General features: G+C 68.5%; 15 protein-coding genes and 2 pseudogenes. 7 read left to right on the forward strand and 10 right to left on the reverse strand.

Annotated elements, in window-relative coordinates; genetic code table 11:
• The 7 genes and pseudogenes from LX81_RS22510 to LX81_RS13975 form a co-directional block, all read right to left on the reverse strand.
• A pseudogene (locus LX81_RS22510) lies at positions 1-256 on the reverse strand (IS5/IS1182 family transposase); the annotation flags it as partial.
• 321 nt (positions 257-577) lie between these two features.
• A pseudogene (locus LX81_RS13950) lies at positions 578-1,072 on the reverse strand (transposase); the annotation flags it as partial.
• Between the two features lie 208 nt (positions 1,073-1,280).
• Positions 1,281-2,117: an NAD-dependent epimerase/dehydratase family protein gene (locus tag LX81_RS13955; RefSeq protein WP_111537936.1), complete on the reverse strand. Its 837-nt coding sequence runs from the start codon at positions 2,115-2,117 to the stop codon at positions 1,281-1,283.
• Complete coding sequence (locus tag LX81_RS13960) at positions 2,102-2,908, reverse strand: glycosyltransferase (RefSeq protein ID WP_111537937.1); 807 nt, start codon at positions 2,906-2,908, stop codon at positions 2,102-2,104. The genes LX81_RS13955 and LX81_RS13960 overlap by 16 nt, the downstream gene beginning before the upstream one ends.
• A 10-nt stretch (positions 2,909-2,918) precedes the next feature.
• Entirely contained in the window at positions 2,919-4,136 is a 1,218-nt protein-coding gene (locus LX81_RS13965) for an NAD-dependent epimerase/dehydratase family protein (protein ID WP_111537938.1), read from the reverse strand.
• Positions 4,137-4,529: 393 nt separating this feature from the next.
• Entirely contained in the window at positions 4,530-5,990 is a 1,461-nt protein-coding gene (locus LX81_RS13970) for an NAD(P)-binding domain-containing protein (RefSeq protein ID WP_111537939.1), read from the reverse strand.
• Between the two features lie 304 nt (positions 5,991-6,294).
• A complete protein-coding gene (locus tag LX81_RS13975) occupies positions 6,295-7,035 on the reverse strand; it encodes an FkbM family methyltransferase (protein ID WP_234822619.1) in 741 nt (246 codons plus the stop codon).
• 65 nt (positions 7,036-7,100) lie between these two features.
• Between LX81_RS13975 and LX81_RS13980 the strand changes: the two genes are divergently transcribed.
• Positions 7,101-7,889: a CDP-alcohol phosphatidyltransferase family protein gene (locus LX81_RS13980; RefSeq protein WP_111537941.1), complete on the forward strand. Its 789-nt coding sequence runs from the start codon at positions 7,101-7,103 to the stop codon at positions 7,887-7,889.
• Here LX81_RS13980 and LX81_RS13985 read toward each other — a convergent pair.
• Positions 7,874-8,725: a lysylphosphatidylglycerol synthase transmembrane domain-containing protein gene (locus tag LX81_RS13985; RefSeq protein WP_170133945.1), complete on the reverse strand. Its 852-nt coding sequence runs from the start codon at positions 8,723-8,725 to the stop codon at positions 7,874-7,876. The two genes, LX81_RS13980 and LX81_RS13985, sit on opposite strands and share 16 nt — an antisense overlap.
• Between LX81_RS13985 and LX81_RS13990 the strand changes: the two genes are divergently transcribed.
• Both LX81_RS13990 and LX81_RS13995 read left to right on the forward strand, forming a co-directional pair.
• A complete protein-coding gene (locus LX81_RS13990) occupies positions 8,707-10,260 on the forward strand; it encodes a sulfatase-like hydrolase/transferase (RefSeq protein WP_111537943.1) in 1,554 nt (517 codons plus the stop codon). The two genes, LX81_RS13985 and LX81_RS13990, sit on opposite strands and share 19 nt — an antisense overlap.
• Complete coding sequence (locus LX81_RS13995) at positions 10,257-10,796, forward strand: cytochrome b (RefSeq protein ID WP_111537990.1); 540 nt, start codon at positions 10,257-10,259, stop codon at positions 10,794-10,796. The genes LX81_RS13990 and LX81_RS13995 overlap by 4 nt, the downstream gene beginning before the upstream one ends.
• On the opposite strand, the gene LX81_RS14000 is transcribed toward LX81_RS13995, so the two are convergent.
• Both LX81_RS14000 and fucP read right to left on the reverse strand, forming a co-directional pair.
• Complete coding sequence (locus LX81_RS14000; protein ID WP_111537944.1) at positions 10,793-11,890, reverse strand: transglutaminase-like domain-containing protein; 1,098 nt, start codon at positions 11,888-11,890, stop codon at positions 10,793-10,795. The two genes, LX81_RS13995 and LX81_RS14000, sit on opposite strands and share 4 nt — an antisense overlap.
• 98 nt (positions 11,891-11,988) lie before the next feature.
• A complete protein-coding gene (gene fucP, locus LX81_RS14005) occupies positions 11,989-13,284 on the reverse strand; it encodes an L-fucose:H+ symporter permease (RefSeq protein WP_111537945.1) in 1,296 nt (431 codons plus the stop codon).
• 168 nt (positions 13,285-13,452) lie between these two features.
• Between fucP and LX81_RS14010 the strand changes: the two genes are divergently transcribed.
• From LX81_RS14010 to LX81_RS14025, 4 genes are read left to right on the forward strand one after another with little or no spacing between them, the layout of a single operon-like run.
• Positions 13,453-14,616 (forward strand): ABC transporter ATP-binding protein, encoded by a 1,164-nt coding sequence (locus tag LX81_RS14010; RefSeq protein ID WP_170133946.1) that lies wholly within the window; start codon positions 13,453-13,455, stop codon positions 14,614-14,616.
• Entirely contained in the window at positions 14,613-15,506 is an 894-nt protein-coding gene (locus LX81_RS14015) for a carbohydrate ABC transporter permease (RefSeq protein WP_111537947.1), read from the forward strand. Before LX81_RS14010 ends, LX81_RS14015 begins: the two co-directional genes overlap by 4 nt.
• Entirely contained in the window at positions 15,499-16,314 is an 816-nt protein-coding gene (locus LX81_RS14020; protein ID WP_111537948.1) for a carbohydrate ABC transporter permease, read from the forward strand. The genes LX81_RS14015 and LX81_RS14020 overlap by 8 nt, the downstream gene beginning before the upstream one ends.
• A gap of 28 nt (positions 16,315-16,342) precedes the next feature.
• Positions 16,343-17,596 carry an ABC transporter substrate-binding protein gene (locus LX81_RS14025; RefSeq protein WP_170133947.1) on the forward strand — a complete coding sequence of 418 codons (1,254 nt, stop codon included), beginning with the start codon at positions 16,343-16,345 and terminating at the stop codon, positions 17,594-17,596.
• Positions 17,597-17,612: the final 16 nt, after the last annotated feature.

Genomic DNA, 17,612 nt, shown 5'->3' on the forward strand with positions numbered 1-17,612 from the left:
CGCCGGTCTCGACGGTGATGTTGCGGTAGGTCAGATCGTGGCCCTCGGGGCAAATGAAGCAGTCGCGGTCCCGGTCGTAGACAAATGCGTCTCGGGTCAGCTTGCCGTCGGTCTGCGGCTTGCGATCGAGGACCGGGACGAAAGGCGTGACCTTCCAACTTAGGAGCCACGCCAGGAAGGGCGCGGTGCCGTAGCTCTTGTCCGCTGCCAGCGATGCCGGCGCAAATCCGAGCTTGGCCTTGCTCCGCTCGAGCATCGCCTTCGCCGCGATGATTTCTTGGCTCAGACGTACGGGGGTCGTCGGGTGACCGGTCCACTGGACCGCTCACTGATCCGCCTCACCCTCCACATCCACGGTGATCGCGTGGCGGTCGTCGACTAGGTAGTTGGTTTCGTAGCTGAAGCGTCCGGGCCCGTCCTTGATCGACCACGCCGCCTGCGGATCGGTTTCCGAGATCACCTTTGGCGGCTTGCGGGCTGGCCCTTCACGCTCGACACCCGCCTCGGCGTCCAGCTGATCGAGATAGGCGCGGACGGGCCGTGCGACGTCCTCGGCTTCGGCTTCGGCCCAAGCAGTCTCGAGTTCCGCGGGCGCAGCGCACCTGTAACGATTGCTATCGGCCTCGACCGAGCTGCCGTCCATCAGGGCACCGGTCCCGCCCACGAGGCTGGCCTCGACACAGCGCCCGACGACCATCTTGAAGACGGTACGAAGAACGTCGCCATCGGCGAAGCGCCCGTAGCGGTTCTTCAAAAAGCTCGATCGATCCGGCACACGCCTCTCGAGCCCGAGGCGACAGAACCACCGGTAGGCGAGGTTCAGGTGAACCTCCTCGCAGAGCCGCGTCTCGCACCGGATGCCGTAGAGATAGCCCACCAGAAGCATCCGGATCATCAGCTCCGGATCGATCGTTGGCCTGCCGATCGGACTATAGAGTGCAGCGAGCCGCGGACGGGTGACATCGAAATCCAGAACCCGGTCGATGCGCCGAAGCAGGTGATCGGGCGGGACGTGATCCTCGATCCGGAACCGGTAAAAAAGAGCCTCCTGGACCGCCAAACGTCCCATCATCTTCGTGCCCTCCCATCCCCTCAAAACAAGAGAATCATGAGCTTAGGCACCGATCAACGTTGATCTAACTAAAGGTAGGGCCCGGCCTTTTGCACCGGTATCGACCGTCAGTGAACTGGATATCGCTTTCACCAACGCAACGGCCGCGGCTCGTTAGCGGTGCTATTGGTGCCGGCACCTTGGATGCGGGCGGGCAGATGAGAGTCCCTCAGACGGAGCGTTCGGCCCCCAAGACAAGCTCTCGGAGGTCAGCGCGCAACCTCGGCACCCCCCCGGGCTCCCACCCTAGGGCGCGGAGCATGTCCACCGACATCTCGCTGACCCGGTCCCCAGACCGCTCGGGAAGGATGCCCCGGATCCCCGTTATGTCGGCATAGATCTCCAGAAGGTCGCGGCGGTCGAGACACAGATCGGAGGCGTTCACGGCTTTCGGAGCCGCCGTGTCGAGGCAGAGCGCGATCGCGGCGGCGAAATCCGCGACGTGCAGCTCCGTTCCCGCGCGCGGCGCGATTGACCGTCCAGCGGCGAAATCGTCGAGGAGCCCCGCCCATTTGTGATGCCCGCCCGGAGGAGGCGGTCCGTAGAGGCCGGTCGCGCGGAGGCTCGTCCCTCCCCGCTCGGCCACGTCGCGTTCCGTCGTCGCCTTAAGTTCGCCGTAGAGCGTGTCGGGCCGGGGACGGAGCGTTTCCGTCAGCCGCGTTCCGGCCGGATAGGCGCCATAGACGGCACGGGAGGAGACGAACACGATCCGCGCATCCTTCACCGCGTCGAAAAGCGCCCGTGTGCCATCACGGTTGAGTCGCATGAAGCCCTCTGGATCGTCGCCCTCGCCGCCACGGTAGCGCCCCGGCACATGGGCGAAGGCACAATGGACGAGCGCATCGCACGCGATGTCGGGCCGCTCGCCGAAGCGCCAATCGACATGCGGCAGGCCGAGCGTCGAGGGCCGACGGCCAAGCGTCAGAACTTCGTCGCCGCGGGAACGCAGGTGTAAGGCGACCGCATGGCCCGCGATCCCGGTGGCGCCGGTCAGCGCGACGCGCATGGGGGTGGAAGCCGAAGATGATCGATCGGCCGCCCGTCCTCGAAGGATCGCCACAGGTCGATCAGGGGCCGGAGACGGTCCGTCTTTGCATGGCTCTCCCACGGCTTCTCGTACTGGAAGTGCAGCACGTGGATCGCGTCCCAGGACCAGAGTTCGGGCAGGTTCAGCCAGACATATTGCAGCATGTTCATCGTCACCGGCAGCCCGTGCCAGTCGGGGAAGAACGCCTGCAGGAAGGTCTGATCCGTTCGCCGCCAGAACGCACCCGGCGCGTCGAGCCGTTCGAGCATCCGTTCGAAGGTCGCGGGCGATGGGCGCGCCGTGAAGACGCCGGAATTCATCCGGTGAAAGTCCGACAGGCCTTCGTAGACGTTTGGCGCCGCGGAGAACTCGGGATACTCGAAGAGCCGGTCGATGTTTCTCAGCACGAGCGTGTCGGCATCGAGGAACACCACCCGGTCGTGATCGAGCTCCCAGAGCCTCAGCTTGGCGAAATTGTCGAGTGGCGTGTGGAAGCCCGGCTTTTCCCCGCGCGTGAAGGGGGCGGCCTCGTGCAGGCGACCGCGCGCATGGATCGCGTCGAACTCCTCCGAAGTGGGCAGTAGCTCGACGTCCACGAGCGTCGCGCCCCTTTGCGCCAGCCGGTCGCGCGCCGCTCGGCTCACGCCTCCGGTGCAGAGCACGACCCGCTCGGCCCGCGTGCCCGACACCTCCAGCGAGGTGAGGAGCGCGCCCGCGCCGATCGCGAAATCGTCGTTGGTGACGAGCGTGACATAGGCATCGTGCGGCACGGTTCGCCCCTCAGGAGACGGATCGAAGGGCTCGGCCTTCGGGATCGCGCTCGAGTTTGGATGCGAGGTCGCGGGTCCAGGCCGAGAGGGCGGGGACGCGGGTGCGGTCGATGCGGTGGGCGTAGCGGCGCGCCACCTCCACCACCTCCTCCAGAAGCCCGTCCTCGAGCGTCGTCGGAGCGAGACCCAGCGCCAGGAACTGGTCGTTTTTCACCACCAGGTCGTTCTCGGCGGCCTCCTTGCGCGGATTGGGCAGCATCGCCACCCGCGCCCCCGTCAGCCGCGCCACAAGCTCGGCCAGATCGCGCACCCGGTGCGTCTCCGTCATCTGGTTGAAGATCTTCACCCGCTCCCCCGAGGCCGGCGGATCGCCGAGCGCCAGCTCGATGCAGCGCACGCTGTCGCGGATATGGATGAAGGCCCGCGTCTGGCCCCCCGTCCCGTGCACCGTCAACGGATGCCCGATCGCCGCCTGGATCAGGAACCGGTTCAGCACCGTGCCGTAATCCCCGTCGTAGTCGAACCGGTTGACGAGCTGCTCGTGGCGCGCCGTCTGCTCGGTATGCGTCCCCCACACGATCCCCTGGTGCAGGTCCGTGATCCTGAGCCCGTCGTTCTGCGCGTAGAACTGGAACAGGATCTGATCGAGCGACTTCGTCATGTGGTAGACCGAGCCCGGACGCGTCGGATAGAGGATCTCCTGCGACCGCTTGCCCGCCGGCGTGTCGATCTCCACGTCGAGATAGCCCTCCGGGATCGGCGCGCCGACGCTCGAATACCCGTAGACCCCCATCGTGCCCAGATGCACCAGATGCGCGTCGAGACCGGTCTCCACCAGCGCCGCCAAGAGGTTGTGCGTCGCGTTCACGTTGTTGCGCACCGTGTAGACCTTGTGGCGGTCCGACCGCATCGAGTAGGGCGCCGCGCGCTGCTCGGCCAGGTGCACGATCGCGTCCGGGCGGTGCTCGCCCAGCCACGCCTTCAGCCGCTCGAACTCCTCGGCGAGGTCGAGCAGGTGGAAATGGATCACCCGCCCCGTCTCCGCCCGCCAGATCCGGCACCGCTCCTGGATCGAATCCATCGGCGTCAGGGACTGCACACCGAGCTCCGTGTCGATCCACCGCCGCGACAGGTTGTCGATCACGTGCAACTCGTGGCCCGCATCGCTCAGATGCAGAACCGTCGGCCACCCGCAGAACCCGTCACCGCCAAGTATCGCAACCTTCATCCCGAAACACCCCAACCAAAAAACCCCCCTCCCCAAACCATCCGCGAAACAACCTGGCAAGGGAAGATCGGGCGAACGTGGCCCCCACGAGGAAATGACCTCCTACCATTTCGATGCCCTCCCAGAAGGCCCTAGGGGCGGAACCGGATCAGCAGAAGGAGAGCAAGGCGGTAGAACATCCTGAGCAGCGCCGCGCGCGCCCAGGATCGCAATCGTCAGGATCAGGGCGAAGGTCAGCAGGTTCGACGTGCCGTAGTCGATGGAGCTGGATTGATCCGCCGGTCTATCATTACCGAAGACATCGCCTGCGATGTCGCGGAAAAGAAAAAGTGGACCGTCTGATCGAGTACGAGGCCGGCGCCGATCGTCCCTATGAGCGGCGCGCGTATCGGTCTAGCGTCCCGTCTCGTTGACGTAGCGCGGGGCGTAGAAGGGCGTCGCTTCCAGCTCGTGTTCGTCCTGCCAATCACACAGACTGGCGAAGATCGCCTCGAAATCCTCCGCGAAGAGCGCTCGGGTGATCCCGGTGACGAGCCGGGCGGGCGCGATGTCGAGCGACGGCATGTCGAGGGCCATCGCGCCGGCGCTGAGCCAGCTCGCCGCGTTGAAGAGGTGGATGCGATCAAGAGGCGGACCCTCCGTCGCCTTCAGTTCCAGCGCATCGCCGAGATAGGGGTAGAGCCCCAGATGCGGGCGGACGAGATCGTCGGGAGGCATGTAAGTGTCGCGCCAGAGCGCGATGCGCGGGGAGATCGCGTCGAAGAGCGGCTCCCGCGAGAGATCGACGCGGAACCCCGTGCCCAGGATCAGGAAATCGTACTCCCCCGTTGGGCCGTTCTCGACCTCGAGCCGCAATCCCTCGCCCGAGGGCTTGGCGGAGAGGAGACGGGTGGCGAAATGGACCGAAAGACCCGGCCGTTCCAGCGCGCGCAGCACCGTCTCGTGCGGCGGCACGCCCTGCATCGCGTCGAGATAGACGGCGAGCCGCCAGCGATCGGCGTCCGGGAGCCCCGCCCAGCCTTCGAGAAACCCGATCCCGCTCGACGGGCGGCCCTTGTTGAGTTGCGGCAGCGCATGGCGCCGGGCCAGCATGTCGACGGAGGCCGCTCCTGCCTCCATCGCCGTGGCGGCATTGTCGAAGGCGGAGGCCCCGACCCCGACCACCGCCACGCGCTTGCCGCGAAGCCGTTCGAAATCGATCTCGTCGCTCGTATGCGCGACCCTGTCGGGTCCGAGGGCCGGAGAAATGCCGGCCACGTGGTTCTGTCCGCCCACGGCCCCGCGCCCGGTCGCGACCACGACGTGCCTGGCGTGCAGGCGCGTCCCGTCCGAGAGCATGACGGCGACGTGATCGGCGGCGGGCTCCAGCCGGGTGGCCTCGACCCCGTTCCAGACCGGCAGATCGAGCGTCCGGCGCACCCAGCCGATGTAATCCTGCCAGATCGCGTTCGGGATCTTGTAGAGCGCCCCCCAGGCCGCGTCTCCGAACCGGGCGCGGTACCACGATTGGAACGTCAGTCGCGGGATGCCGAAGCAGATTCCCGGCAGATGTTTCGGGGAGCGCAGCGTCGGCATCCGCGCAAAGGTGGTCCAGGGCCCTTCCGATCCCTCCTCCGCCCGATCGATGACAAGGGTGTCCGGGATCCCCGCGAGCTTCAGGGCGGCGGCGAGGCCGATCCCGAACTGCCCGCCGCCGATCACCAGAACGTCGTGCAGGGTCGTGCCGTCGGGCCCGTCGCGCCGCGCCGTCCAGGATGCCCGCGGCAAGCCGAGCCGCGTCAGATCCTCACCGAGCCCGGCTTCGAGCGCGGCCAGGCCCCGACGGGACCCGACCTGGGGTGAGTGCCGGCTCATCACCCGCGTCCTCGACCCGCCACCAGGCGCGGGACGGCGCCGTTCGGGTCTGCCTCGGTCTCGGCTGTCGCGATCATGTCGGGCTCATTCAGGATTACGCACCGGACCCCGTCCCGGGTGCCATAGGTTCCGATGCCCGCCCCGCGGAGGTTTCCTGATTCAGGACCGCCGCATCGAAGCTGTCCGGGGATGGGCATGCTGATTTGTGCATTCTTCCGGCAGCGCGCACAACCAGCCCGTGCCTTCGAAGGGAGCACCGATCCGATATCGTGAGACTTCCGTAGGGTTCTCGCCCGGTCGGCGATCAGTGCGCCCGGAGCGCATAGACGTCGCCGGAATTCTCCTCATGCGTGAGCCCCGCGATGTCGCGCCGGATCGCATCCGCGGAGACCCAATCCTCATGCCGCAGGACGTGGTTCTCGCCGAGGCTCAAATTGTAGCGGTACGCGCCCAGAGTCTCCAGCCGATCGATGCAGGAGAGCGCGACGCCGCGCCGGATCGAGGTGGCCTCGAACGACAGGGCCGGGAGCGGATGCGACAGGCCCGCGAGCGCCTCGTTCTCCCGTCCCTCGACATCGAGCTTGGTGAAATCCGGCACGCCGAAGCGGGCGATGAGATCGTCGAACGTGACCACGCTCACGCGCACATGCCGGTCCCAGTTCTCGCCCTGCCACGATGGTCCCGTTTGCGCGGCCGCGACGAAATCACGGCAGAGGGTCGAGGTCGCGGGGTTCGCGGAATTGAGCAGCATCGTGGCGTCGCCCGCCGTACGGCCCACCGCCGCCTGGACCAGGGAGACGTCGCGGCATGTGCCGCGCAGGAGGCGTAGCGCGCGGAACATCGCGGGCTGCGGCTCCACGGCGACGACCCGCGCACCCAGTTTCACGAAGCTCGCCGCGCGGTCACCCAGATGCGCGCCGATGTCGAAAGCGAGCCCGCCGCGAGGCACCAGTCCCTCGAGCAGCGACACCATCCGCGAACACCGCGCGGCGTCGCGGTAATACGTGTCGACCGATCGACCGATCGCGGCTGCCGTTCCGCTCACCCACATTCCGTTTACATTTCCTTCACATTCGCGGCTCGACGATTGTCGCGCGATCCGCTCATCATATGTCGACCGCGACACGCAAGGAGGCCAATCACATCACCACGAGCGATACGCCATCCCGCCCGAAGCCCCATCCGCTCGGAGGGCGCGTCCGTCTCGCGGGCTGCCTCGTCGTGACCGCCGCGCTGGCCCCGCCCGTCTGGATCGCCGGGCGCCTCATCGAGGGGGCGGACGGGGTGGAGGCGGTTGTCGCGCCGTTCCTCCTGACGCTCTGGGCGCTCTGCTCGGCCGCGATGATCGCGGCGCTCGAGGCGCATCCGCATCCCCGCTTCGGACCGGCGAACATGCTGACCGCGCTGCGTGCGGCCGGAACTGTCGTGCTCGCCGGATACGCGCTCGCCCCCGAGGCTGTCGCCGCGACGGGGCGCCTCGTGCCCATAGCCCTCGCGGCCCTCCTCCTCGCCGCGGACGGCGTCGACGGGGCGATCGCGCGGCGGAGCGGCCTCGCCTCCCCCTACGGGGCGCGGTTCGACGTGGAGGTCGACGCGGCCCTGACACTCGTCCTGTCGCTTCTCACCTGGCGGCTCGGCCACGCCGGACCGGAAATCCTCTTCCTCATAGCACCTTACTACATCTTCTGTCTTTTGCGTCAGAGCTTGCCGTGGCTTGGCGGGTCGCTGCCGCCCTCGGCGCTGCGCAAGGCCGTCTGCGTCCTGCAGGTGGCGACGCCCATCGCTCTTCTCGTGCTCGACGCGCCACCACCCATCGGCCGCGCCCTGACCTTCATCGCCTTCGCCGCGATCTTCTGGTCCTTCGGCCGCGACGTCATCCGGCTTCATCGCCGCCGATGAACGAGAACGACCAGCCCCGGCATGGCCCCAAGGAGCGAAACGCCCCCGAAGAGGAGCGAGGCCGCGACACCCGCCTCCGCCGCGAAGCCCGCGAGCGGCCAGAGCGCGGCGGCCGCGCCCTCCCGCATCCCGAGACCGCCGATCCCCACGGGGACGAGCATCGCGGCGAGACAGACCGGGATCACGACGAGCGCGTCGGCCAGACCCATCCCGGTGCCCACGGCCCGGGCGCAGAGCGCGAAACCCCCGACGAGCCCGGCCACGATCGCGAGGTTGAGAAGCGCCTGCGCCAGGATGGCCGGGCCGGTACCCCAAGCCCGGCGGAGATCCGCTCCGAACTTCAGCACGATCACGAGGGCCGCGAGGACGGCGATCACGCCCGCCACGAACGCCCCGACGAGCCGCCCCGTGCCGGGCACGCCCCCCAGTGCCACGCCGGCGAGAAGCGCAGCCGCCATCGCGACCTGACCCGACATCCGCTCGATCGCGACCCCCCTCGCGACTGGCAGCGCCCCGCCCCGCGATCGGCCCCGCCAGGCGCGGACCGCATCGCCCGCAATGCCGCCCGGAAGTACCTGGTTGAAGAGGCTCGAGAGATAGTATTCCGACACGGCCTCGCGGATCGGGATCGACCGTCCGAGCCGGGTGCAGGTATCCGCCCATCTCAGCGCGGAAGCGACGATCACCATCTGGCTCAGCGCAAGCGCCCCGAGGAGCGGCGCGATCCGTGCGGAACGGAGCTCGTCCCAGGCCGCGCGTGGATCGACGAACCAGAGAACGACCGCCACGAGGCCCACCGGCACGAGGAACCGCAGCAATGAGGCCAGACGTCTCACGTGGTCTCCGGGCAGGGCTCGCCGTCGTCCTCCTGAGCCTCCTGCTGCCGCTCCCGATCCGCATCGGCGACTACACGTTCGGCCATTTCGTCCGTCCGCCCGTCGATCTTGCCGTCATCCTCCTCGGACTGGTCCTGCTGCCGCGCGGAACGCGTGTCTTGCATGGCCTCCTCGTCGCGGGGCTCGCGGTCCTGACGCTGCTCCGCCTTGCGGATCTGGGAATGATCATGGCGTTCCAGCGGGGCTTCGACCCGATCCTCGATCTGCACCTTCTTGCCTCCGGGTGGGAGCTTGCGCGGGGCAGTATCGGCGCGCTTGCGACGATCGCCATGATCGGCGGGGCCATCCTCGCCTTTCTCGCCGTCTTCGCCGCGCTCTACTGGTCCACCGGGGCGCTCCCGAAGCTCGACTGGCCGGGCCGGATCGCCTGTCTCGGTCTCGCCGCCGCGATCGGGCTGGCCGGCCGGCCGGCCGTGCTCCCCTCCGACATCACCGGTCGGATCGCGAATTATCGCGAGACCATCGTCGACGAGACGCGGTTCGCGGTTGCACTCGCGCGCGATGATCGCATCGCGGCCGATCTCTCCGCGCTGGCGGGTCGCGACGTGATCCTGCTCTTCGTTGAAAGCTACGGGCGATCCTGGCTCGATGCGGTCGAGTATCGCGCGACGAGCCATGCGCGGCTCGAGGCAGCGGAGGCGAGATTGCGGCAGGCGGGCTTCGCCACCCGCTCCGCCTGGCTCGACGCGCCGACCCGCGGCGGACAGAGCTGGCTTTCCCACGCGACGTTCCTCTCGGGCCTCCGGATCGGATCGCAGCCCCGCTACGACGCGCTCATGGCCTCCGATCGGTTCTCCCTGAACCGCCTCTTCGCGCGGGCCGGATGGCGGAGCGTCGCGATCATGCCGGCGATCACGCGGGACTGGCCCGACGCGGCCTGGTACGGCTACGACGCCGTCTTCGCGCGCGACGATCTCGGCTATCGCGGCCAGCCCTTCGAATGGGTCACGATGCCCGACCAGTACACGCTGACGGCGCTCGATCGGCTTGCGCGGGACGATGGCCCCGTCATGGTCGAGGCGGCACTGATCTCTTCCCACGCGCCCTGGACTCCCACGCCGGACATCCTGCCCTGGGAGGAGATCGGCGATGGCGCGATCTTCGACGGCACGCGGCGCTCCGGCGCAACCCCACGGGAGGTCTGGTCGGACCCAGGGACGATCCGCGCCGCCTATTCCCGCTCGCTCGACTACACGCTCGAGATCGTCGCGCAGTGGATCGCACGCTTCGCCGAGGACGCCCTGGTGATCGTCGTGGGCGATCACCAGCCCGCCCCCCTCGTCGCGGGACAGGAGGCGAGCGCGACCGTGCCGATCCACGTGATCGCGCGTGACAGCGGACTTCTGGACCGCTTGCACGGATCCTGGAGCGACGGCATGCTGCCCGGGCCGGACATCCCCGTGCGGCCGATGTCGGAGATGAGGGAGATGATCGCCACCTGCTTTTCCTCCGCCGGATGCGCGGCGCCGGAATGACCCACGGCTACGCGACGCCCGCGCGGCTCCTCCACTGGACGACCGCGCTCCTCGTCTTCGCGATGGTCGCCGCCGGTATCGTGATGACCCGGGACGGGATCTCGCGCCCGCTCCAGGACACCCTCTTCATCTTCCACAAGAACGCGGGCGTGGCCGTGATGCTCCTCGTCCTCCTCCGCGTCGGCTGGAGGATGGCCGATCCGCCGGGTGAACGTGCCCGCCTGCCCGCCTGGCAGGAGCGGGCGGCTGCGCTCAACCACGCGGCCCTCTATCTTTTGCTCTTCGTCATGCCGCTCAGCGGCTACATCCGGGTCCGCGCCGGGGGTTTTCCCGTCGAGGCACTCGACGCGCTCGGGATCCCGAGCCTCGTGCCCCGCTCCGAAAATCTCGCCGGGATCGCCCAGGGCGTTCATTTCTACGCGGCCTGGGCGCTGGGTCTCCTCGTCGCGCTGCATGTCGCGGCGGCCCTCTACCACAGCGTCGTGCGGCGCGACGCGGTGCTCGCACGCATGTGGCCGCCGATCCGGCAGGGCTAGACCGCGCGTTCGCGGGCGGTGATCGAATAGGTGAACGCCGCGGGCTCGAGCGGGTCGCGGGGGCGACCTTCGATTTCCGCCTGAGGATACATGAGAAACGGCACCGGACCGGCATCGGAGCCGGGAAGCTCCACGTCGTGGGCGAAATTGTACCCGATCCAGTTCCCCTCCCACGCGCCGAAGAGCGCTTGCCGCACGTCCCGCACTTCCGGATCGGCAAGCGTGAGCGTCTTCGGCGGTTCCTCGAGCACGACCTTTCGGACATCGGCGGGATCGACCGGCACCCAGCCGAAATCGTCGAGGAAGACCTCCGCGCGGCAATGCTGCGCCTTGGTCACGTCCGGCGACCCGGCACCGAGGCTCTTGTAGCCGAAGGCCGAGGGCGCGACGCGCAGCCCGTAGATATCGCGTGCGGGCAGGCCGAAGGCACGAGCGAGCCCGACAAAGAGCGTGTTCAGATCGGCGCATTTGCCGGTCAGATCGCCCATGGCGAGCATCGAGGCGATGTCGCCGAGCCCGCAGCCGCGGGTATCCGGGTTCCGTTCCGTGCTCTCGACGATCCAGTCGTAGATGAGCCGCGCCCGGTCGAGATCCGTCTCCGCCCCTTGGGTGATCCCGAGCGCGGTCTCCCGCACGATCCCGTCCGTCGGGATCAGCATGGTCGGGGCGAGATAGCGCGCGCGGTCCTCCTCGGAGAGCGGGGCGACGTCGCGGGGGTGAACAAGATCGACGTCGCGGTCCCGCGTCGATGCGACGGAGACGACCTCGAGCACGGCATCGTCGGACCCGCCGGACCAGACCGCATGGACGAAACGCGCGCCGGTCGCGGGATCCTCGGCGATCTCCGCTCGGTCCGCGTTCGTCTGCCAGCGCGTGCGCCCCGCCTCGTGCCAGCCAGGCTCGGCGACCGCGGGGATCGGCACCCAGCTCTGCGCGGAGGCGCCGCCGCGGGGAAGCTCCACGCGGGTCGTGATCTCGAAGTCCCGCCAGCCGGAGGGCGACGGCGCGAAGCCCGCGCGCCCCGTACCTGGGAGGGCAGTAAACAGCGCGGCGGCGCCACCGCCCATCAGAATGTCGCGTCGTCCCAGCTTCATCGCTTCGTCCCGTTACGCCGGGACGTCGCGCCCGGCCTCGCGCGACGGGGATAGGGGCTGGGGCCCCGCCGCGCAAGACCGCGGTGGGAGGCCCCGTCTCAGATCGCGTCGGCCGGGACCGCCCGCGACTTGCCGGCGAGATCGAAGACCCCGTAGGCCGCCACGACGAGGAAGCAGAGCCCCGGCACGACGTAGGAGATGGCGGCACCGTAGGCGTCGAGCGTCGCGCCGTGGACAAGCGGCATCAGCGCACCGCCGAGGATCGCCATGACGAGACCCGCCGCACCGAACTTCGTATCCTCCCCAAGCCCGTGGAGCGCGATGCCATAGATCGTCGGGAACATCAGCGACAGCGAGGCGGAGATGAAGACCACGGCCCAGACCCCGGAGATGTCGGGCGAGACGACGGCATAGAGGCTGAGCCCTGTTCCCAGAAGCGCCATGATCGTCAGAAGCAGCGCGGGCCGGACGAAACCCATGAGCCAGACCATTGCGAAGCGCGACAGGAGGAACACGATGAGGCTCGCCTGGAGATACCAGCCCGCCTGCGCCTCGTTCCCGCCGATGGCCGCGATCACGTAGGGGATCGTGAAGGTCCAGGTGCAGGTCTGCCCCGCCACGTTGAAGAATTGCGCGACGACCCCGAAGGAATAGTGCCGGTTCGCGAGGAGCCGCTTCAGCGTGGCGCCGAAATGGACGTCGACGGGGCCCTCGCTCTCCTCCTCCCGGTCGGCGGGCATGCGGTAGACGTAGATCAGGATCCAGAGCGCGACGAGCACGAAGGCGAAGCCCACATAGGGGATCATCACCGCCTGCAGCTCGCTCTGCTGCACCGCGCGCAGCGCCTCGGGCGCCATCGCCGCGCGTTCCTCGGGATCGGCGACGTTGAGCTGCGGCAGGATCAGCGTGGCCGACAGGAACACGCCGATATTCGTGCCGACGGGATTGAAGGCCTGCGCGAAGTTGAGCCTGCGCGTCGCGTTGCCTTCGGGCCCCATGGCGATCACGAAGGGGTTGGCCGAGGTCTCGAGGATCGAGAGCCCGCCCGCGAGCAGGAAGAGCGCGAGCAGGAAGAAGCCGTAGGTCATGGCGATCGAGGCGGGATAGAACAGGAACGCCCCCGCGATCGCGCAGCCGAGGCCCACGAGGACGCCGGTCTTGTAGGAATAGCGCCGGTTGATGAACGCCGCCGGCAGCGCCAGCAGGAAATAGGCCCCGTAATAGGCGAATTGCACGAAGGAGGCCTGCAGCGTCGACATCGAGAAGATGCGGGAGAAGACCTGCACGAGCGGATCGGTCATGTTCGCCGCCACCCCCCAGGCCGCGAAACAGGTGACAAGCAGCACGAACGGGACCTTCATCCCCTCGTGAACGAAGCGGCGCGATTGCGACATGTCTCTCCCCCCTCTTTGCTCCGATGCTAGGCCGCCGAACCCCCGCTGTCATCCGCCCGATTGCCTTCCCGCGGCGGTCGAACTGCCGGTCGCGTGACCGAATGCCGCATATCCTGTCCTCCGCCCTGTGCCATCTTCCCGCGGCAGATGCAGGGGACAGACCACACGATGGAGAGCCAGACCCTCGAGATCGCGGATCTGACCTGCCGCTTCGGTGCGCATCGCGCCCTCGACGCGGTGAGCCTGTCGGTCGGTGCGGGCGAGTTCGTCTCGATCCTCGGGCCCTCGGGTTGCGGCAAGTCCACGCTCCTGCGCTCCATCGCGGGGCTCGAGGCCGTCGAGGGCGGGACGATCCGGATCGGCGGACAATCCGTCGACGGGCTTCGTCCGCGCGATCGCGGCGTGGCCTTCGTGTTCCAGTCCTACGCGCTCTACCCGCACATGAGCTGCGCGGAGAACATCGCGGCCCCCCTGCGGATGTCGGAGCTCGGCCCACTCGGCCGCCTGCCCCTGCTCTGGCGGCTTTCGGGGCGGATGCGGAGGACGCGAGAAAGCATTGCCGACCGGGTGGGCGCCACGGCGCGGCAGCTCCAGATCGAGCCGCTCCTCGGGCGCCGGCCCGCGGCGCTTTCCGGCGGACAGCGCCAGCGCGTGGCGCTCGGGCGGGCGCTGATCCGGGAGCCCGCGCTCTTCCTCCTCGACGAGCCGCTCGCCAATCTCGACGCCGCGCTGAGAAATCGCACCCGGACCGATCTGCGCGCGCTGCAGCGGCGGATCGGGGCGACCACGCTCTTCGTCACCCACGACCAGACGGAGGCGATGGCGATCTCCGACCGGATCGCGGTGATGTTCGACGGCCGCATCCACCAGGTCGGCACCCCCGACGAGATCTACCGCGACCCCGAGACGCTCGCCATCGCGCGCTTCTTCTCGCAACCGCATCTGAACGTGGTGCCGGCCGCCACGCTGCGCCGGCATATCGGCGGGGCGACCGCGGCGGGCGACATCCGCATCGGCGGGGCGGCGCTCGAGGGGATGGCGGGTGTCGTCGCGTTCCGCCCGGAGGATGCGAGCATCCGCACGGCGCGGCGCCCCGGATTGCCCGGACTGCCCTGCACCGTCGATCATGCGGAACATGCCGGACACGACGCGAACCTCTTTGTCCGCCTCGCGGACGGCGAGACGGCGGTCGTGCGGATCAGGTCGCACGAGATCGCGGACTGGCCGCAGGGTGCGGAGGGCGTGCTGCATTTCGATCTCGACGCGGCCCGCCGCTTCGACGCGCCGCAAGGCGAGGCGGAGACCCCGTCGCGTGCGCGAGAGGTCGCATGACGGGGTCGACCGCCGATCTGCGTGCCCGGCGTCGGGCGGGGCTCCTCCTCGCCGCACCCGCGGCCCTCCTCCTGGCGCTTCTCCTCTTCCTGCCGTCCTCTGGCGTGCTCGTCCTGTCGCTTACGGATTACCGGTTCGGAATGCCAGGCGCGTCCTGGATCGGGCTCGAGAACTACGCGCGCATGCTCGCCGACGACCGCATCCGCCAATCACTCGGCAATACCGCGCTCTACGCCGCGATCGTGGCCCCGGTCTCGATCCTGCTGGCGCTCTGGCTCGCCGTTCTGATCGAGGCGACGGGGCGGCTCGGCGGTTTCTTCCGCACCGTCTTCTTCCTGCCGGTGACGGCAACGCTCGTGGCGATGGCCACCGCCTGGGAGGTCGTGCTCCACCCCTCCTTCGGCATGGTCAACGTGGCCCTCGCGGCATCGGGTCTAGAGAAGGAACGGTTCCTGTCGGACCCGTCGCTCGCGCTCTACACGCTCGCCTTCATCGGCGTGTGGAAGATGGTGGGCTACAACGTGCTCCTCTTCGTCGCGGGCCTCTCGACCATCCCGAAGGATCTCTACGAGGCGGCCGCGATCGACGGCGCGGATCGGGGATGGAGCCGCTTCGCGATGGTCACCTGGCCGATGCTCGCTCCCGTTACGCTCTTTGTGACCGTCATCACTCTCATCCGGACCGTGTCGGAGTTCGAGACCATCGCCGTTCTGACCAATGGCGGACCGAACGGGGCGACGGAGATGGTGCTCTACACGCTCTATCAGGAGGCGTTCCGGTATTTCGACATCGGCCTCGCCTCCGCGCTCGCCGTCTGTTTCCTCGGCATCGTCGCCGGTGCCTCGATCCTCAACATCGTCCTCTTCGACAGGCGGTCTCGGCATGGCTAGGGCTCTCGGCTGGACCCTCCTCTGTCTCGCCGCGGCGGTGACGCTCCTGCCCTTCGTTTACATGCTGGCGGTCTCCTTCGCCGCGCAGGGCACGATCTATTCGGGCGCGCTCCTGCCCGCCCCGTCCCTCGCCGCGGCACGGGAGAACTACGCCTTCGCGCTGACGGAGGTCCCGCTCGCGCGCTTCATGTTGAACGGCGCGCTCGTCTGCGGCGTGCTCCTCGTCCTGCAGGTCACGATCGCCGCGCCGGCGGGCTACGCGCTCGCGAAGCTGCCGTTCCGCGGGCGGCCCGTCCTCTTCGGGGCGGTGATCGTGGCGCTGATGATCCCGATGCAGGTTCCTGCCATCCCGCTCTACGTCGCGATCGCCTGGATGGGTCTGCTCGATACATATACCGCGCTCATCGCGCCCTTCGTGATCTCCGCGCTCGCGATCTTCCTCTTCCGGCAGTTCTTCGTGAACTACCCCTCCGAGGTGATCGACGCGGCCCGGCTCGACGGCTTTTCCGAGCTTGGCATCGTCTGGCGGCTGATGGTGCCCGCCGCCTGGCCCGCCGTCGCCGCCTTCGCCACGATCTCGATCATCAACCACTGGAACGACCTCTACTGGCCGCTCGTCGTCGTCACCCGGACGGAGATGATGACGCCGCCCATGGGCCTCGCCGCGTTCCGCTCCTCGGGCGAGAGCGCGGGCAACGTGGGCGCGCTGATGGCGGGCGGCGTGATGATCACCGCGCCGCTCGTCCTGGCGTTCCTCTTCTTCCAGCGCGCGCTCGTCCGGGGCTTCGGCATGGGCGCGCGGGCCTGACTCCGACCCAATGACCAAGGATACCAAGATGCACAGACGCCACTTCACCCTCGCCCTCGCGGGCACGTCGGCGCTCCTTGCCGCCCCCCTCGCGGCGCAGGAGACGACGCTCACCGTCTATCACGCCTGGCCGCATCACGCCGAATGGCAGCAGGGCATCGCGGATCGGTTCATGGAGGCGCATCCCGACATCCGCATCGAGATGCAGGCCCCTTCCCCCGATTACGACGAGGGGCTCGTCACGGTGATCCGGCAGGACATGGCCGGCAACGCGCCCGACGTCTTCATGGTGGGCTCCCACCTCCTGCGCGAGCTCGCGGCCCGCGACATGGTCGAACCACTCGACGACCTCATGGAGGGGGTCGACATGGGTGCGATGGGCTACACGCCCGAGGCGCTGGCGCTCACGCAGATCGACGGCGTGCAGTACGGGCTGCCTTGGACCTCGTCCACGCCGGTGATGTTCTACAACGCCGAACTGGTGCGCGAGGCCGGCGGCGATCCGGAGAACATGCCCGAGACATGGGACGAGACGATCGCGCTCGCGGCCGATATCGACGCGCTCGGCCCCGATATCATGGGCATGTACTACGCGCCGGGTGACGACGACTGGATGGCGCAGAACCTGCTCGCCAATGCCGGACTCCAGCCCCTCACCGAAGACGGGGAGATCGCCTTCTCGACCGAAGAGGGCGCCGAGGCCCTCGGCCTCTTCGAGCGGTTCCACGACGAGGGCGGGCAGGAGGCGGTGCCGAACGACGCCGCACGCCAGCAGATGTATGCGGGCGGGCTCGGCCTCTACTTCAATTCCACGGCCGCCGTCCGCTCCTTCGAGACCGAGATCGACGGCCGGTTCGAGTGGGGCACGGCCCAGATGCCGCGTCTCGTCGAGGAGGGCGGCGTCGCCTCGGGCGGCATGGCGGCCGTCATCCTGGCGGACGACCCGAAGGCCCGCGCGGCCGCGTGGGAGTACCTCCTCTACGGCACCGGGCCGGAGGCGCAGACCTACATCGTCGAGAACACGGGCTACATGCCGGTCAACGAAGGCGCGCTCGGCCCCGATCATCTCGGGCCCTTCTATGCGGATCATCCGGCCTGGGAGACCTCGGCGGAGCAGCTTTCGCGCGCCTATCCCTGGTTCGCCTGGCCCGGCCAGAATGGCGTGCGGATCAGCCAGGCGGTGCTCGACGAACTCTCCGCCATCGCCAACGACCAGGTGGATGCGGGCGAGGCCGCGTCGCAACTCACGGACGAGATCGAACAGCTCCTCCCGGAGGGCTGAGCGGACGCGAGACGGC

Source organism: Palleronia aestuarii, assembly GCF_003253995.1.
Taxonomy (GTDB): domain Bacteria; phylum Pseudomonadota; class Alphaproteobacteria; order Rhodobacterales; family Rhodobacteraceae; genus Palleronia; species Palleronia aestuarii.

Coding starts and splice junctions, on each gene's coding strand:
- LX81_RS13955 (WP_111537936.1), bottom strand. CDS start 2,117: ATGCGCGTCGCGCTGACCGGCGCCACCGGGATCGCGGGCCATGCGGTC.
- LX81_RS13965 (WP_111537938.1), bottom strand. CDS start 4,136: ATGAAGGTTGCGATACTTGGCGGTGACGGGTTCTGCGGGTGGCCGACG.
- LX81_RS13970 (WP_111537939.1), bottom strand. CDS start 5,990: ATGAGCCGGCACTCACCCCAGGTCGGGTCCCGTCGGGGCCTGGCCGCG.
- LX81_RS13980 (WP_111537941.1), top strand. CDS start 7,101: ATGTCGACCGCGACACGCAAGGAGGCCAATCACATCACCACGAGCGAT.
- LX81_RS13990 (WP_111537943.1), top strand. CDS start 8,707: ATGAGGCCAGACGTCTCACGTGGTCTCCGGGCAGGGCTCGCCGTCGTC.
- LX81_RS13995 (WP_111537990.1), top strand. CDS start 10,257: ATGACCCACGGCTACGCGACGCCCGCGCGGCTCCTCCACTGGACGACC.
- LX81_RS14000 (WP_111537944.1), bottom strand. CDS start 11,890: ATGAAGCTGGGACGACGCGACATTCTGATGGGCGGTGGCGCCGCCGCG.
- fucP (WP_111537945.1), bottom strand. CDS start 13,284: ATGTCGCAATCGCGCCGCTTCGTTCACGAGGGGATGAAGGTCCCGTTC.
- LX81_RS14010 (WP_170133946.1), top strand. CDS start 13,453: ATGGAGAGCCAGACCCTCGAGATCGCGGATCTGACCTGCCGCTTCGGT.
- LX81_RS14015 (WP_111537947.1), top strand. CDS start 14,613: ATGACGGGGTCGACCGCCGATCTGCGTGCCCGGCGTCGGGCGGGGCTC.
- LX81_RS14020 (WP_111537948.1), top strand. CDS start 15,499: ATGGCTAGGGCTCTCGGCTGGACCCTCCTCTGTCTCGCCGCGGCGGTG.
- LX81_RS14025 (WP_170133947.1), top strand. CDS start 16,343: ATGCACAGACGCCACTTCACCCTCGCCCTCGCGGGCACGTCGGCGCTC.